This window comes from Virgibacillus oceani (assembly GCF_041521345.1).
Lineage (GTDB): Bacteria > Bacillota > Bacilli > Bacillales > Amphibacillaceae > Virgibacillus_N > Virgibacillus_N oceani_A.
In genome coordinates this window covers 45,694-63,138 of record NZ_JBGOHB010000016.1, presented here as the reverse complement: position 1 = coordinate 63,138, position 17,445 = coordinate 45,694, and the positions used below count along the sequence as shown (strand labels likewise).

The window sequence follows — 17,445 nt, the reverse complement described above, 5'->3', positions numbered from 1 at the left end:
TACTCCCTTCATATTATTTTTTCCCTTTCACATAATCTGCATCGAATAAAAAAAGTTTTATTAACAGGACCAGCGAAGGAATAAGCAGAAATAACCCGGCGATAAACGCAATGATGAGCGCAATTCCCATCGACTCATGGGTCGCATGCTCATAAATATTGATATAAGGATCCAATATATATGGCAAATGACTTATTCCATATCCGAAAAACGCAAAGAAGAATTGCAGCATTACACTGATGAATGCCAGCCCATAACGTTTTCCTTCATATAAAAGCCACATGGCAATCATAAAAAATCCAACCGATAAACCAAACACCCACCATAAATCAATCATATTTTCATAATGTCTTTCATTATGCTGGCCCAAAGCAATAAACGTCGTTAACGCCATAACTATGGTTGGTGTCCCCCAAAATAAAGCGTACTTCCGGACTAATTTTAATGCCGCTGTGTCTTTTGCTCGCGCCGCATAAAATGTTAAAAAGGCGGCACTGATAAACAACACAGAAACGATTGCCAAGAACACAACACTCCAAGAATACGGGCTTGTTAAGAGTTCCATATATTGAAGCGAAACTTGCCCGTTTTCCTCCAAAATGAATCCGCCCTCTGACATAGTGAGCGCTGTGGACAAGGAAGCCGGAATTAACAGCCCGGTAGCACCGTACAAAAACATATACACATTGCTTTGTTTCGAGCCATAATTTTCAAAAGCATAAAAGGAACCACGGATCGCAAGCAAAATAATTGCGATACTTCCCGGTACAAGCAAAGCCGTTCCATAATAATAGGCAGAGTCAGGGAAAAAGCCAACGATACCAACAAAAAAGAAAACGAAAAATACGTTTGTCACTTCCCAAACCGGCGATAAATACCTGGAAATCAACTGATTAATGATATGATCCTTCTTCGTGACTTTCGCATAGTAGGCAAAAAATCCGGCACCAAAGTCAACAGAAGCTACTATTAAATAACCATAGAGAAAAAACCATAACACGGTGATTCCAATTATTTCATAGCCCATTAATTAGCCTCCGTTTCTACCGTTGGGTATTTTTTCTCCAGCTCTTCCTCCGCAGGGTTATTCCGGAATAACTTGCGCAGCACGACAATACAAATTGTACCAAGCACTGCGTATAAACCAAGGAACAGGAAAAACATTTCCCCTACATAAGCCGAGGATGTAGCACCTTCTTCCACTGTCATAATGCCGCGTAATATCCACGGCTGCCTCCCCAATTCCGCATAAAGCCAACCAAACTCAAGCGCCAGCACAGCAAGCGGCCCGCTCAGAACAAGCAGCCACAGCATCCATTTACTGTGCGCATTGACCCGCTTTACTTTTTTGAAGATCAGGTATAGTAATGATAAAGCTACCAGGAACATCCCGATCATTACCATTAAATCAAACATATAGTGCACGATAAGCGGCGGGGTTTCTTCTTCCGGAAACTCCTCCAGCCCTATCACTTCGCTGTTAACATCTCCATGTGCCAGAAAGCTTAATAATCCTGGCAGTCGAATAACTCCAACCGGGTCATTATCTTCATTCAGCCAGCCGAATAGTATTAAATCCGCATTTTCTTCTGTTTCAAAATGCCATTCTGCAGCCGCCAGCTTTTCCGGCTGATGTTCTGCCAGAAACTTTGCAGATACATCACCGGCAAGCGCAGTCAGCAGTGAAAATATAAACATAACGGTAACCGTTAGCTTTAACGCTTTTTTATGATACTTGGAGGTTTTTTTCCGCAGCAAATGAAAAGCCGCAATCGCAGCAAGTATCGCCGCTACCGTTAAATAGGCTGAGGTCAGCACATGAAAAACCTTCGTTGGTGTAGCCGGATTAAACATGGCCGCAAGCGGATTTATTGCCGCTACACCGTCACCAGTCAGGAAAAACCCTTCTGGTGTGTTCATAAAGCTATTCACCATAGTGATGAAAACAGCGGACATTCCTCCGCCAATGACGATAGGTATCGAGAGCGACCAGTGAACATAAGGATTTTTAAACCGATCCCACGTATATAAATATATACCTAAAAATATTGCCTCAAAGAAAAACGCAAAAACTTCCATAAACAACGGAAGACTGATTACATGCCCGGCAATTTGCATGAAATTTGGCCATAATAAAGATAGTTGCAGCCCTATTGCAGTACCTGTGACGACACCAATAGCAACTGTTATCACAAACCCGCGCGCCCATCTTCTTGCCAGCAAGAGATAATGCGGGTCATTCCTTCTAATACCAATAAACTGAGCAATACATATCATTAAGGGCACACCAACACCCAATGTGGCAAAAATGATATGAAACCCAAGTGTAAATGCAGTCAATAACCTGCTCATGATAACCGGATCCATCTCCAGCAATAGTCAAACTCCTCTCTTGGTGGTTATTAAAACCAGTTTAAAAGGCATAAAAACATACCTGGGTAGACAAAGTTTCCACTATACATACAGTATAAATGATTTAAATCACTTATACTGAGGATACCAATGACAATTGAGTGGCATTCCTTTAACAATTTGATGAACATCGGCTTTTATAAATCAAAAACAGCTGAATATACCACAGATTGGTAAATTCAGCTGTTGCTTTGCCGTTTGTTCGAGTCAGAACACAGCTTCGGACAAATGATATGTTCAGAAGGGATGTGATTGCTGGTGAACGCTGATATATTCTCAAAAGCGAGGATAAATCCTGAAAATCGATGATAAGTTTTCAATTATCGCTGATATACCCTGAAAAGCGCTGTTAAATTTTCAATTATCACTGATATACCCTGAAAAGCGCTGTTAAAAAGCTGCTCGCGGGGGTATATCCTTAATTATTTTGAGTGTTGCACACGGGCGGAATAAAAAAGTTCCACCCTGCGAAATCTAAAATGAGGTGATAAAATGGCCCAAAAACCCAAAAAGAAATTCGAACTTCCAACAGAGGCTAACCAAGACGGAGAACTAGGCGTAACAAATGGTCTCAAATTTAATCATCCTTTTCAGGCCGAGGATGCACCATCCGGAAGTTCTGTAGACGAACATAAGAAGCTGGAATCAGCAAACGAAGAAATAGCCGAAAAAGAAATTTCACAGGTCTATAACAATTTATAAAAATAAAGAGACATAGGGACAGGTGAGCTGCCCCTATGCCTCTATACCCCACTTACATCATATTTATTCCCGGATGCCTCCCCAATAAACCTGCAAGGAGAACCGTTACTCAACATGACAAGTGAATGCATTGCCCTGGTACAAGCTGTATAAAAAAGTGTTCTGTCCGACTCCTTTTCATAGCTTTGTTCAGAAGCATCAGGAATTATTACCGCATCAAATTCTATCCCCTTCGCTAAGTATACAGGCAGAATCAGCAACCCCTTTTCAAATTCAAATGTTTCCTCATCCATCTTCTTAACCGCAGTTTCATCTTTCAAAAGTTCATAAAGCATGTTGCTCTCCTGCTTTGTTTTACAAATTAGCGCAATACTCTCATATCCACGTTCACGAAGTGCCTCTACATTTTCAAGCAGCACTTCCATGAGGTCTGCACTTTCGATCTGTAACAACCTTGGCTTATCCCCTTCTCGGTTAAAAGGTACAATCGCTTCTTCACCAGGCGCAAAAGCTTTTGTAAATTCCACAATTTGTTTTGTGGAACGGTAACTCTTTGTCAGTGTGATCCGCTCCTGATTATCCAGAGCAGTGGATGGGGTAAGCGGATTTTCCTCTGTTGCATAGGCATAGATTCCCTGATTCACATCGCCAAGCAAAGTCATTCGTGTATAAGGAAAAACCTCTTTTATATATGCATATTGAAAGGCCGAATAATCCTGCGCCTCGTCAATCACTAACTGCCGAACTGATCGATCAGCGTGATGCCCCAATAATAATCCCTTGAAATATGCATACGGGGCAGCGTCTTCCCACATCACATGTTTTCGAGATAAATAAAAAGCGGTAAACGCATTAATTTCCTCCCAGTAATCCGGCCGATGATTTTCAGGATCCCAATCTTTAAACATTTTCAGGTAGGTTGCCGCGACATTCACAAACTGAAATTCCTTAATCCGCTTCTTAATTTTCAAGTACACATTTTTCACCACTGCCGCCCGCAAAAACTCCTCTTCCGTGTCAACATCATTCACATCATCCTGATCCTGTGTTTGATAATAGGCTTTTAAATAAGTTTCCCTATCAAGTGATTCCACTTTTTCCATTACCCAATCCTTGTCCTTCTCCTCCTCCATCTTTTGTCGAAGTTCCTTCAGCAGCCACCTGCTGACAAGCTCCACTTTATTTGGAATATCCATATGTTCATCTAAACCATAAAAATAATCATACTGTGCTTCTTTTGAAATAAGGACGCGATGCTGGAAAGTGATATTTTTAAAATGGATGCCCTTATGTTTCAGATGTAAAATAAATGCCTCGATCACCTGTTTGAAATCCAAACTCGACTTCAATGCAATATTTTTCATTCGAATTTCATGGTCATTACTTCCTTCCCCTGTTAACGCATATTCCATCTGTTTAAATGGGGATTCAATGGTGATTTCTTTACCAATACCTTCTTCCAGGAAGTCCAGAAACGTGGTTTGTTTAATGTTTTCCTCTCCCAGATCTGGCAGTACATTCGCAACATAACTTGTAAATAATGGATTAGGAGAAAAAAGAATCATATTATCAGCGTTTAATTGATCCCTGTATCGATACATCAAATAGGCGATACGTTGCAGGGCAGCAGACGTTTTTCCACTGCCCGCCGCTCCCTGAACGACCAAAAGACGGCTTCTTTCATTGCGGATAATTTTGTTCTGTTCCTCCTGAATCGTTGCTACAATACTTTTCATTGTAGTACTGGCATTGTTTCCAAGCGCCTCTTGCAAAAGGGGATCACCTATGGATACGCCAGTGTCAAATATGCCTTTGAGCTCGCCCTGTCTTATAATAAATTGCCGTTTTAACGTCATATCTCCTTTAATCGAGCCTTCCATTGTTTCATACTCGGCCTTGCCCGGAGGAAAATCATAATAAATACTTGAAATGGGGGCACGCCAATCATAAATCATAAAATCTTCTTCCTTGTGATCCATGAGCGATGCGGTTCCTATATAAATTTGATCAGCTTCATTATCATTTTCTTCCTTAAAGTCAACACGGCCAAAATAGGGCGAATCCTTTAAACGTTTCAGGGTTTTCAGTTCTTTAGAAAATTGCCCATGTGTTCTTTCTCTTTCCGATAACAGCTCTGCCTGTTGCTTCATACTGGCGTGCGTTTCAATGACATCATCCGGCTCATCTAAATTGACTGTGACATCTTCCCAAAAATTTTTACGGAGTTCAATCACACTCTCTTTCAGACCAGCAGATTTAGCATGAATCTTTTCTTCTTTTTTGTTGATTTCATGTATAACACGCTCAATTCGCTGCTCTTCTGCGGCACGGTTTTCCTTTTCATGGCTCATTCCATCCACCCCATTTAATTTTTGTTTTTTTGAGTTTACCTTTTCCCCCTTACAAAAAGGTAAACTCAAAGGTATAAATTGCTTGGAAAAATGCGTTATAATTAGACATACAGAGTCTCCTTTTGTGTTATAAATTTTGTTTTATCCAAATAAGTTTTAACACATTTTGGGAGGATTATTTTCTTTTATTTACCATAAAAATAGCTAAAACAGGCATGGAAAAGTCATTTTTGGGCTCGAACTTTCCCATGCCTATTTTTTGTGGAAAGTCGATCTATCTTTTCGGGTAAACTTAAATTTTGTTTTATGTTGACTTTGAAACCAATCAGTGATATAATAATATTAGATATTTTTGTGCACTCATATACAATTGCGGTCACTTTAAAAGTATACCATTTTTTATGGTCTATAGCAATGTTCTGTATAAATACTATACTTCCCGTACTTTATAATAAAAATCCTTATTGTAAGCAGCCCAAAGACTGCATAACAATAAGGATTTTTTTGTTTATAAACCGCCAGGCCGCTTTCCGAACAATGGTTTGGAAACGGTGGCCTGCACCATTTCAATATCGATGCCTTCTTCTATTCTGCGGGCACTTTTCACCGCGAATAAATACGCAACACCAAAGGAAACGGCCAGCATTAAAATGAAACCTCCTACCATAACGAGGAACACACTTGCTTCTTTCCATTGCAGTACCGAATAAATAAAACCGCCCGCAGTTCCAATAAAACCATTCGTATTACTAACCTCCTGGACAAATGCCATTGCTTCCACAGGGATCAATAATATGGCAAATGGAATTAACGCCAGGAACAAATAAACAAATGAAGCCATCATCATTAATAAAGCCGGTGCAAACCGCAAACGGTTCTGCGGATTTTCCGGATTATACTTTGCCCCGATTGCCCCAAACCATATGCCGAGGCCACTCATGCCAACAGTGAGCACAGCTTTCATCACGATACCACCGATAAACTGAAGTGCTGTCCAGCCAAGGTAAAGACCAGCAACGACTTCAATCACCGTTAAAATGACAAAAGGAACAAGCCAGCTGATCCACAACTTCCCAAAAATAATCTCTTTTCCAGATAGCGGGAGAATCTCCAATATCCACGTTGACTTTGCCTCTCGCGCAATGGAAAAACTGGCAAATTGTGCATTCGTCATGCCATAAATAGATAATAATAGAATCTGCGCTAGTGGCCAGGTTAATTCAGGTATACCACGTAAATCATTTAAGTTTCCTTCTCCAGAGATAAAGCCTGAAAATAGGAATACGAACATAAAAATGAAAATTGGAATAAACGAAAGCCATTCTCTTACATCACGTTTTAAAGTAAACCATTCTTTTTTCCCGACAGCAATCACGGGACGATTAAGCTTTGACTCTTGTTTTTTCTTGGTGGCTTTTTTGCGTTTTTTTCCACTTCCTTCACTCAATTTTACCCATCCGGTTCGAAACCCCCTGTCAACAAGTGTAGATGTTACCAGGATAAAAATAATTGTCAGAACAAGCATCATAAGAAAAGGAATAAAAAAGTCAAATGAACCTGTACTTGCCTGTGTAATGGCGTTACTCGCCCATGTTACCGGAAACCATGCTGGAAATAAAGGCAATCCGGACAGAATAACTTCTGTGAGCGGTTCTTCGTTTGCTCTGCCGGGGAGGAAAAACAAAAGATAGACCAATAACCCTGCCAATACACTCATTACTGACATAAATTCATTAGCTCTCGATGCCGGTATGATCTGCACTAGAACTAGGTTAAACAAATAGGCAATCGATAAGCCAATCACAATGACAGAAAGCAATATAATGAGCACAACAGGGAAATACAGGAAATTGACCCCGGCATATAACCCATACACGTATAACGGCACAATTGCTAGAACAAAAAGAATTATTGGCGCCCCCACAAAACTCTGCATGTATTTAATCCAAAATATATACCTTGTCGGAATTGGCATCGTGAACAAGAGATTTAAATCAGTAGCAGAATACAAATGCTTAAATACCTGCGGGAGACTAAATAAAATAATAAATCCAATCACTATCAGAAACCCGTAGGACAGGAGGCCCGCCAAAATGGGCTCCGTAATTGCATCACCTATTACCCCTATCCCTAAGACTAACCAATATAACACGATAAAAAAAACGACAAATAATACAAGATAGCTTATGTAATTCACCTTGGGCTGCGTTCGAGCCATGTTCCAAAATATTTTCCATTGATTTTTCAAAAGAGCTTTCATCATTGGGAATCACCATTTTCGGCCATGCCCTTGATGACTTCTTGCTGGTCTTCTCCACCAGTAAGTTCCAGGAAAATATCCTCCAGACTTTTATCCGTATTCCCGCCTTGTGTTCTAAGGTCTTGCATCGTCCCAAGAGAAATAATGTCCCCATCAAAAATGATGCCAATCCGATCACACATCTGCTCAGCAATTTCTAAAATATGCGTGGACATAAAGACAGTCATCCCGTTATTACATTGCTCCCGAAGCAGATTCTTTAGACTGCGTGCACTTTTAGGGTCAAGCCCGACCGTCGGTTCATCCAAAAAAAACACGTCCGGCTCGGAAACGAGCGCCCCGCATATCGCAATTTTCTGCTTCATCCCGTGGGAATAGCTTTCAATTAAATCATGTGCATCATGTGTTAGACTGAACGTTTCAAGCAACTCCATTGCGTTGGTTTTAAACTGTTTCTTGGGAATCCGAAAAACAGAAGCGATAAACGCCAAATAATCCCAACCTGTCAGTTTGGGATATAGATTTGGCTGATCCGGCACGTAAGCAATCTTCTTTTTAGCTTCAAGCGGATCTTTCCAAATATCAATGCCGATAATTTCTGCAGTACCTTCCGTTGGCTCCAATAAACCAGTCATCATTTTAATCGTTGTTGTTTTTCCGGCCCCATTAGGACCAAGAAAACCAAACAATTCCCCTTTTTCCACTTCCAGTGTCACATCTTTTACAGCAGCATTTTTTCTGTATGATTTTGTTAGGTTTGATAATTTGATCGCCGTTTCTCCCATTGTCTCACCTTTCCGTTGCTTCTCTATTTATGAAGGGGTAATTCCTGTTGCATGTTTCAGCAAAACCTCTTCACACTTAAGCACAGCTTTTTCGAGGTCATCATTTACTACGATTTCATCGAATAAAGGTTTCTTGGACAGTTCATAGTCCACCCTTTTCAGCCTTCTGATAATATCATCCGAGTTATCCCCGCGGTTTAACAGGCGATGCTTTAATTCATCAATACTTGGAGGTTCGATATAGACCAGTACAGTATTATCTCCAAACTCCTGCTTCATGGCCACTGCGCCGTTCACGTCAATATCTTTCACCACTATTAGATTGTTTTCTATTGCTTCGTAGTACTTATCCTTTGGTGTGCCGTACCAGTTTTCATGTACTTCCTCATACTCAATAAAATAATTATTCGCAATCCTGCTTTTAAATTCATCTCTGTCTACAAAAAAATAAGGAGACCCTTCCGTTTCTCCTGCGCGCATTTCCCTGGTCGTCATGGACGGGATATATAAAACGTGAGGGTATTTACTTTTCAATTCATTAATAATCGTATTTTTTCCTACTCCGCTAAACCCGGAAAAAACAATTATTTTTCCATTCATACAATTCTCTCTCCTTCTAAAACAATCTACCAAAAGTATAGACACCATAGTGATTCAAGTCAATAAGTGGAGTTACCCATCGGAGAAGTTTCTTTAAGGGTTAAGGTTTATCAGGTATGAAGAAAGTTGGTTAATATGACCTTTCAGACATTTAAACTTAGTGACTTCGATAGATAAGCTTCCTCCCAGTTTCGACGGTCAAACCAATTACAGAAATATCCGCGCCACATTCCTTTCGTATAATTTGACACCTCCTCCTATATGTGATATTATAAAAAAATATAGTAACAACTAAGTAATTCTGGCATTCTACGCAATGTTTTTGCAGATGCTTATTCACACTGGCGCAACTAAAGGGTTGCAAGGACGCAAGAGCAGGTTTGGGCTTGCGTTGCTTAAGTTAGAGAACTTGAAGTGGAACATGTACCGCGGTAAAAAAGAAATAAAACAGATTTTATATAAACGATAATAAAAATCGAATAAATCTTATGTGTTACTTTAGAAATCAAAGGGGTACTCTTATACCAAGGGTATCCCTTTTCCATTCATAAAAGATAAAAGGAAGAAGGTAAGTAGAGCAGCCATCTAAGACGAAACCTTCCTCACAATTGCTCGAAAACGCTTTGAGATAACCACCATCCAAACGTTTTATAGCTACCCAAAAATAAAAAGAACCCACTTTGACAACCCGTTCAAAATGGATTCCTTACCTTTTTATTTAGATTAAGTCTTTTTCAAACATACTATTTAGCACCAGTTATTAGTATGTCAGGTTTGGCGATAAAGTGAAACTTCATTCAGTGGGTTTAGGCCTACAGGACGTAGGTCATGCAGACGTTGCCACAATTCTTTATGATGGGACGTCCCGTAGTCCCAGGACGTGGCGCTTTTGTCGGCCAACCAGTTACACTGCAATAAAACAGCAATCTTTTATTGAAAGTTCAAGAGAGTGTCCAATTAATTAACTACTCTCCTCTCTCAGCAAACCGCTTCACCCTCTCTTCAATCTCATCACGAACCCGCTGGAATACTTTCCACTTTTCTTCTTCTGTTCCTTCTGCTTTCGCCGGATCATCAAATCCCCAATGATCCCGTTTCACATGCGGTGGTGTCATTGGGCACTTATCAGCTGCATCTCCGCAAAGCGTTACTGCAAGCGTGGCATTATTTAATATATCCATATCAATGATTTCCGATTTTTGATCCGAAATATCGACACCGGCTTCATCCATTGCTTTAACGGCATTTGGATTTAATCCGTGTGCTTCGATGCCGGCACTTTTAACTACCCAGTCTTCGCCGAAGTACTTTTTTGCCCAGCCCTCCGCCATCTGGCTTCTGCAGGAATTTCCGGTACATAGGAAGTAGATGATTTTTTTCGACATATTCATTCTCCTTTAAAATAGAGTGAGCGTGAAATAGAGACCTAATAATGTGATAAACAGTATAGGGATGGTTAATACGATACCAGTTTTAAAGTAGGTTCCCCAGGATATTTTAACCCCTTTTTGGGATAACACATGTAGCCATAGCAGGGTAGCCAGTGACCCAATTGGTGTTATTTTCGGCCCTAAGTCAGAGCCGATCACATTGGCGTAAATTAACGCCTCTCTGATCACTCCAGTAGTGTCCGTTTCGGAGATGGCAATCGCATCAATCATCACTGTCGGCATATTATTCATAATAGAAGACAGGATGGCTGCAATGAATCCCATGGAAATGGTTGCGATAAATAATCCCTGCTCCGCACTTGCCTGGATCACGCTTGCCAATAAGTCCGTTAATCCTACATTTCTTAATCCGAATACAACGACATACATGCCGAGGGAAAAGAAAACAATATTCCACGGAGCGCCTTTTATCACAGCTTTCGTATCAACAACAGAACTATTTTTAGCCATAAAAATAAAGAAGATCGCTATCGTCCCTGCAACAATAGAGACAGGCAGATGAATAAACTCACTTATAAAATATCCAATAACTAGCAGTCCCAAAACATACCAGGAAAGGCGGAACATTTTTTTATCTTTAATGGCTTCTTCCGGTTTTTGTAGGTTCGAAATATCATACGTTCTTGGAATACTTTTTCGAAAGTAAATCAGTAAAACTGTAATGGTCGCTACAAGTGAAAAGAGATTCGGGATAAACATGCGAATCGCATACTCTAAAAAACCGATATTAAAGAAGTCTGCCGATACAATATTAACCAGATTACTGACCACAAACGGCAATGATGTTGTATCAGCAATGAATCCACTTGCCATAATAAAAGGAAATACCATCTTTTCCTTAAAATTAAGGGTTCGAACCATTGCAAGTACAATTGGCGTAAGGATCAATGCCGCTCCATCATTGGCAAAAAAGGCTGCAACAACTGCACCCAACAAACTGATGTAAACAAACATTTTTATCCCCTGGCCTTTTCCGACTCTGGCCATATGTAGTGCCGCCCATTCGAACAAACCTATTTCGTCAAGTATTAAAGAAATAAGAATGATAGCAACAAATGCCAGCGTCGCGTTCCATACAATATCCGCTACTTCGATGACATCCCCAAAGTCGACAACACCTACGAGGAGTGCTATTACCGCCCCTCCGCAGGCCGACCAGCCAATGGACAATCCTTTTGGCTGCCAAATAACGAAAATCAATGTTGCAATAAAAATTATGAGCGCTAATATAAGTGTTCCTGACAAAATAAAAACCTCCGGCGAATCAACAGCAAATAATACGTTTTCCCTGTTTTTCTAAATTTATAAGTTTATTTTCCTGGCTTGGCAGTTGATGAAGAATTTCACTAACAAAAGGGTAGTAAACATTGTTCTTATTGATGGAATAAAAAATCCACTGCCCTTTCTTCTTTTCCCGAACCAATCCCATATCTTTTAATTTTTTTAAGTGTTGACTTATTCCCGGCTGACTCATTTGAAAGATCTCGACAAATTCACATACACAGCATTCTCCCGTATCCAAAATTTTTATCATCGTAAGCCTTGTTTTATCACCCAATAGTTTAAGAATGACAGCAGCTTCTTCGATTTCAAGCGACGTTTTCAGCATTGTCTAACACCTCACTCCTAATATATAAGTAACAACTTATATATTAAATCACTTATATAAAGTTGGCAAGCAATAGTTTATAAAAAGAAAACCCCCTTCCAAAACGGAAGAGGCTGCGTCACTATGATCGTATATACAATTTCATTTCATAGTCTTCCACGTCAATCTTTTTCATACCTGGTCTACTTTCAAAAAAGATCTCATTCAATATTAAATTCCTATGAGTCAACGCTTTATATTTCTTCAAAACACATTGAAACCATGGTTCAGTCTGAATATATAGATCTACCCGTAAGTCAACAGGAAGCCCTAACTCTTTTCGATACGTTTGAACAGTACGGATAAACTCTCGAACCAAACCTTCTTCTTTTAGTTCCGTCGTTAAAGTCGTATCCAATAAAATCAGGTAATTACTTCCTTCCGATAACGCATACCCATCTTTCCCCTTTTTATCAATGAGAACTTCGTCAAGTGTGAGAATAACTGTTTCACCTGAACTTAATGATAATTGCATTTCTTTGTCTTCCATGAACTTTGTTTTTAATGCTTCGTCGAGTTTATCCACTTTGTTTTTCACTTCGCTTACAGATCTGCCAAATTTTGGCCCAGCAACAGAAAAGTTCAATTTAAAATCATATTTCAATAGATCTTGATCTTTTGTAAATGCCACTTCTTTTACATTCATTTCCTCCTTGATAATGGATGAATAAGTTTTCAGTCGAGGCATATGGATCCCTGCTGGCGTGATCACAACTAATTTTCCTAATGGCTGTTTTGTTTTAATAGCTGCTGCATTCCTGACAGATCTGGTTTGTTCTATGATTTCCAAAACTGCATTCATATCCTGTTCTAATTGTTCATTAATCAGGGAGTCATCCGATTTTGGGAAAGCTGATACGTGCACACTGTCATTCACTAAATTGGAGTAAATATCTTCTGTTACAAAAGGCGTATAAGGAGCCATAAGCTGTGTCAATTTCTTCAACACTTCATATAAGGTGCTGAAGGCCGCTCTTTTATCCTCTGTCATCCCACTGCTCCAAAATCGCTGTCTGGAACGTCTTACATACCAGTTACTGAGCTCTTCTATCAAAGCCGCAATGGTTCTTGCCCCTTTCGTTATCTCATACTCCTCTAAACTGTATGTTACATGCTTAATCACTGTATTTAATCTGGAAAGTATCCAATCATCGAGCACCGTTCGTGATCCGCCCAAGTCATTTTCCGGATTAAACTGATCGATCTCAGCATACATGCTATAAAATGAATAAACATTCATCAGCGTATCAATAACTTTGGACTTCGCTTGACTTACCGTTCTTTTAGAAAAACGTTTATTATTCCATGGAGAGCTATCAGCCAGTAATGCCCATCTGAGGGAATCCGCACCAAATTCCTCCATCAACTCTGCAGGATCCAGGGCATTCCCCTTGCTTTTTGACATCTTTTGGCCGTTTTCATCTAATATATGACCTAAAGAAAGAACTCTTTTATACGGTGACTGTCCTGTAAATAAAGTGGAAACTGCAAGCAGACTGTAAAACCATCCCCTTGTTTGATCAACACCTTCAATCACAACATCAGCTGGATATTGTTTGTTAAACAGATTCTTATTTTCAAATGGATAATGATATTGAGCAAATGGCATCGAACCGCTATCAAACCACACATCAATAACCTCGCTTGTTCTCCGCATCACCCCGCCGCAGGAGCATGATAACTGTATCTGATCTACATAGGGCTTATGCAAATCAAGTTCATCCGGCAGTTTCTCGGTCGAAAGCTCCCGTAATTCTTCAATAGAATGCGGCGCCTTTTCCTCCCCGCATTTTTCACATATCCAAACATTTAATGGCGTCCCCCAATACCTATTTCTCCCTATATTCCAGTCGACCATATTATCCAAAAAGTTTCCGAACCTGCCATCTTTCATATGGGAAGGGAACCATTCCACCGCTTGGTTATTGGCCAGCATTTTTTCTTTCACCGCCGTTGTCTTAATGAACCAGCCTTCCATGGCATAATAAAGAAGCGGACTGTCACATCGCCAGCAATGGGGATAGCTGTGATCATATTTTTCCTTATCAAATAAAAGGTCCCTATGCAACAGCATTTTTATAATTTCTACGTCACAATCTTTTACAAACCTCCCAGCAAGCGGTGTTACATAATCCTTATAGCGGCCTTTGACATCAACTGTGTTTACGTAATCAAAGCCATGAGCATGAATTGATTTATAATCATCTTCTCCATGGGCTGGGGCTATGTGCACAATCCCAGTACCGCTTGTATCCGTAACAAAATCTGCACCAAGTACTTCATGACCTTTGGTTACTGAAAAATAATCAAAAAGCGGTTCATAAGAGAGACCAATTAAGTCTTTTCCCTTTACGATTTCAAGCGTTTCATATTTCCCCTTGATCACAGATGGAACCAAAGATTCTGCAAGGATTAAAATATCCATCCCTTGCTTTAGTTTTACATAGTTCATTTCCGGATTCACCGCAACAGCAATATTGCCAGGCAGTGTCCAAGGTGTCGTCGTCCAGCCTAAAAGGTACTCGTTTTCCATTCCCTTTAAACGGAATTTCGCGGTAACGGATAAATCAGAAACATCCTTATAACCTTGCGCCACTTCATGGGAGCTGAGTGACGTTTCACAGTTCGGGCAATAAGGAACAACCCGGTGCCCTTTATTCAAATAGCCTTTTTTATGAATGTTGGATAAGATATTCCAGACTGACTCAATATATTCGTTTTTCAGGGTTACATAAGGGTCATCCATATCTACCCAATAACCAAGCGCTTCGGTAAACTGTTTCCATTCATTTTCATAGGCAAAGACACTTTCCTTGCACTTTTGAATGAATTTTTCAACCCCGAATTCTTCAATCTGATCCTTACCGCGAATATTCAGTTGTTTTTCCACTTCCAATTCCACAGGCAGTCCATGCGTATCCCAACCCGCTTTCCGTAATACCTGGTATCCTGACATTGTCTTGTACCTCGCCACAAAGTCCTTGATCGTTCTGCCAAGCGCGTGACCGGCATGCGGCAGCCCATTTGCCGTTGGCGGCCCTTCATAAAAAACATACGTCTCCTTTCCTTCGCGATTGTTGATAGAACGCTGGAACGTGGCATCTTTTTCCCACTGTTCCCGTATTCTTAATTCCCTTTCAGCGCTGGACTCCTTCAATATAATCACCTCTTATAAATTAAAAAACTCGACGCTGCAAACGCAGAGCCGAGTTTATGTATATAAATATATATAATCCTCTTTGTAACAAAATAAAAAAACCATAGTAGTGGTTTATTATCAGTTAATTACACTACGTACCATCATACGCGTCCTGGATATCGGTAGAATGCCGTCAAAGTTTAAAATTGCTCTCAACTTTGCTTCTCGGAGAGGATTTTCATTACGGTCTTAACGTTGACTCTCAGCATTCGTCAACTCTCTGGAGATAAGATAAACATAACTACTCTTTCTCGTCATAGAATTTTTTATTAAATTATGCTTAATCATAGCTGATTGTTCATTAGAAGTCAAATTCATTTTTATATCCAGTATTCATTGCCAAAATTACAAACTTCACAACCGCACAAGCTCCATTCCCATCATTTCAAAATGATAATCAAAAGCAAAAATCCTTTCAATTCCTTGTACTTTCATGATTGCCGCTCTTAATGCATCACAATGTCAACTACTCTACCTAAATCACAAGATTTAGATGGAACTTGTAACTACCCAATAGTGCTAACGCTCCAACGAGCTCCTATCTTTTATCACCTTAAAAGCAAGGCGTGGTGTTACATCGCCGGCAGAAAGGGGCAATGAAATATTATCGTTGCACTCCCATTAAAAATTCTGTTCAAATTGAAATTGAGTCCCATCTTCATAATCAATTTCCAGCTCAAACTCATCCAGTTCATCACGAGAAACATCTAGCATACTCAGAATGTCATCTATCATTTCATCATGGCTTCTGGAATCATCAATTACCATGTTCTGAAGTAGGACTTCTATTTCTTCAGCTGCTTCCTCCGTTCCTTCCCGACCACTGTCTTTTTCAATTTCCGCCTCAACAGCACCATTTACCTCATATTCATATTCCCATTTATCATTATTCTGGAAATCCAGTTCCAATTCGAAATTTTTTACTCCACGCTCATAGGCTGTTTCTCCATGCGATGTACCATTTTCTCCTTCACCATTCTGGGTTCCGTTTTCCTGATTATTTGCCTCGCTGTCATCAGATCCATCTTCACCCTGGTCCTGATCCTCTTCTGTTGTTACTTCATCCTGTTGGTCGATATCCGCCCCCTCATCCACTGTACCATTATCTTCCGTACCGCAGCCGGCTAATATGATTAATGCTGCAAGTAGTGCGATATACCATTTTTTCATTTCCAATCACTCCGTTTTGTCTATTTGAAAATCTATCAGACACAAGTATAGTACCCTTTTTTTCTACTATTTGTACTTTTATTGTCATCACAGAAGTCAAAATCTCAACGGCAAATTCATTCTCAAATGCGCCAGTTAATTGGTGCACGGCCGGCCTCTTCCAAAAATCTATTTGTCCGGGAAAATGGCTTGCTGCCAAAAAACCCTTTATTTGCGGAAAATGGACTTGGATGAGGTGATTTAATGACAAGGTGCTGCTTTGCTGTAATCAATTCCTCTTTTAATTGAGCATGTCTCCCCCAAAGTATGAAAACAACAGGATCTGATTTATCATTCACCTGTTTGATCACTTCATTGGTAAAAGGCTCCCACCCTTTTCCTTTATGGGAATTTGGCTGTTTCTCTCTTACCGTTAGGACGGTATTTAACAAAAGGACACCCTGCTTCGCCCAATTGATCAGAGAGCCATGATCGGGGATAGGCACCTCAAGGTCGTCCCGAAGCTCCTTATAAACATTTTTTAAGGAAGGCGGTATACTGACTTCAGGTTTCACAGAAAAGCTTAAGCCATGTGCCTGGTTTGGACCATGGTAAGGATCCTGTCCAAGAATCACCACCTTGGTATTTTCATAGCTTGTATAATGAAGTGCATTGAAAATATCATACATATCCGGATATATGGTATAAGCGCTGTATTCTGTTTTCAAAAAGTCACGCAGTTTTTTATAATAATCTTTTTGGAACTCTTCTTCCATAATTGGCGCCCAATCATTTTTTAAGGTAGCCATAATGTCAACTCCTAACTTACTAGAAATATTCTAGATTCATAAATAACTTTCCCGCAAAAGAGATGTACTAGTATTTTTA

General features: G+C 40.0%; 13 protein-coding genes. 1 reads left to right on the top strand and 12 read right to left on the bottom strand.

Annotated elements, in window-relative coordinates:
* Nucleotides 1-13 precede the first annotated feature (13 nt).
* The gene (locus tag ACDX78_RS12905; protein ID WP_486028479.1) at nucleotides 14-1,027 is read right to left on the bottom strand and encodes a cytochrome d ubiquinol oxidase subunit II; all 1,014 of its coding nucleotides are present in this window, start codon (nucleotides 1,025-1,027) and stop codon (nucleotides 14-16) included.
* Nucleotides 1,027-2,367, bottom strand: a complete 1,341-nt coding sequence (locus ACDX78_RS12900) for a cytochrome ubiquinol oxidase subunit I (protein WP_486028544.1) — start codon at nucleotides 2,365-2,367, stop codon at nucleotides 1,027-1,029. The genes ACDX78_RS12905 and ACDX78_RS12900 overlap by 1 nt, the downstream gene beginning before the upstream one ends.
* Nucleotides 2,368-2,904: 537 nt before the next feature.
* Here ACDX78_RS12900 and ACDX78_RS12895 point away from each other — a divergent pair.
* Entirely contained in the window at nucleotides 2,905-3,114 is a 210-nt protein-coding gene (locus ACDX78_RS12895) for a hypothetical protein (protein WP_486028477.1), read from the top strand.
* A 41-nt stretch (nucleotides 3,115-3,155) separates the two neighbouring features.
* Here ACDX78_RS12895 and helD read toward each other — a convergent pair whose 3' ends face one another.
* The 10 genes from helD to ACDX78_RS12845 form a co-directional block, all read right to left on the bottom strand.
* Nucleotides 3,156-5,465 carry an RNA polymerase recycling motor HelD gene (helD, locus tag ACDX78_RS12890; protein ID WP_486028475.1) on the bottom strand — a complete coding sequence of 770 codons (2,310 nt, stop codon included), beginning with the start codon at nucleotides 5,463-5,465 and terminating at the stop codon, nucleotides 3,156-3,158.
* Nucleotides 5,466-5,973: 508 nt separating this feature from the next.
* The gene (locus ACDX78_RS12885) at nucleotides 5,974-7,728 is read right to left on the bottom strand and encodes a putative ABC transporter permease subunit (protein ID WP_486028473.1); all 1,755 of its coding nucleotides are present in this window, start codon (nucleotides 7,726-7,728) and stop codon (nucleotides 5,974-5,976) included.
* Nucleotides 7,725-8,510 carry an ABC transporter ATP-binding protein gene (locus tag ACDX78_RS12880; protein WP_486028471.1) on the bottom strand — a complete coding sequence of 262 codons (786 nt, stop codon included), beginning with the start codon at nucleotides 8,508-8,510 and terminating at the stop codon, nucleotides 7,725-7,727. Before ACDX78_RS12880 ends, ACDX78_RS12885 begins: the two co-directional genes overlap by 4 nt.
* Nucleotides 8,511-8,537: 27 nt before the next feature.
* Entirely contained in the window at nucleotides 8,538-9,110 is a 573-nt protein-coding gene (gene gmk / locus ACDX78_RS12875; protein ID WP_486028469.1) for a guanylate kinase, read from the bottom strand.
* A gap of 965 nt (nucleotides 9,111-10,075) precedes the next feature.
* Nucleotides 10,076-10,495, bottom strand: coding sequence for an arsenate reductase (thioredoxin) (arsC, locus tag ACDX78_RS12870; protein WP_486028468.1), 420 nt, complete (start codon nucleotides 10,493-10,495; stop codon nucleotides 10,076-10,078).
* 12 nt (nucleotides 10,496-10,507) lie between these two features.
* Complete coding sequence (locus tag ACDX78_RS12865; RefSeq protein WP_486028466.1) at nucleotides 10,508-11,806, bottom strand: arsenic transporter; 1,299 nt, start codon at nucleotides 11,804-11,806, stop codon at nucleotides 10,508-10,510.
* Nucleotides 11,807-11,825: 19 nt separating this feature from the next.
* The gene (locus ACDX78_RS12860; RefSeq protein ID WP_486028464.1) at nucleotides 11,826-12,170 is read right to left on the bottom strand and encodes an ArsR/SmtB family transcription factor; all 345 of its coding nucleotides are present in this window, start codon (nucleotides 12,168-12,170) and stop codon (nucleotides 11,826-11,828) included.
* A 121-nt stretch (nucleotides 12,171-12,291) separates the two neighbouring features.
* Complete coding sequence (gene ileS, locus ACDX78_RS12855) at nucleotides 12,292-15,366, bottom strand: isoleucine--tRNA ligase (protein ID WP_486028462.1); 3,075 nt, start codon at nucleotides 15,364-15,366, stop codon at nucleotides 12,292-12,294.
* Between the two features lie 663 nt (nucleotides 15,367-16,029).
* Nucleotides 16,030-16,578, bottom strand: a complete 549-nt coding sequence (locus ACDX78_RS12850) for a YusW family protein (RefSeq protein ID WP_486028460.1) — start codon at nucleotides 16,576-16,578, stop codon at nucleotides 16,030-16,032.
* A 122-nt stretch (nucleotides 16,579-16,700) separates the two neighbouring features.
* Nucleotides 16,701-17,366: a uracil-DNA glycosylase gene (locus ACDX78_RS12845; RefSeq protein ID WP_486028459.1), complete on the bottom strand. Its 666-nt coding sequence runs from the start codon at nucleotides 17,364-17,366 to the stop codon at nucleotides 16,701-16,703.
* Nucleotides 17,367-17,445: the final 79 nt, after the last annotated feature.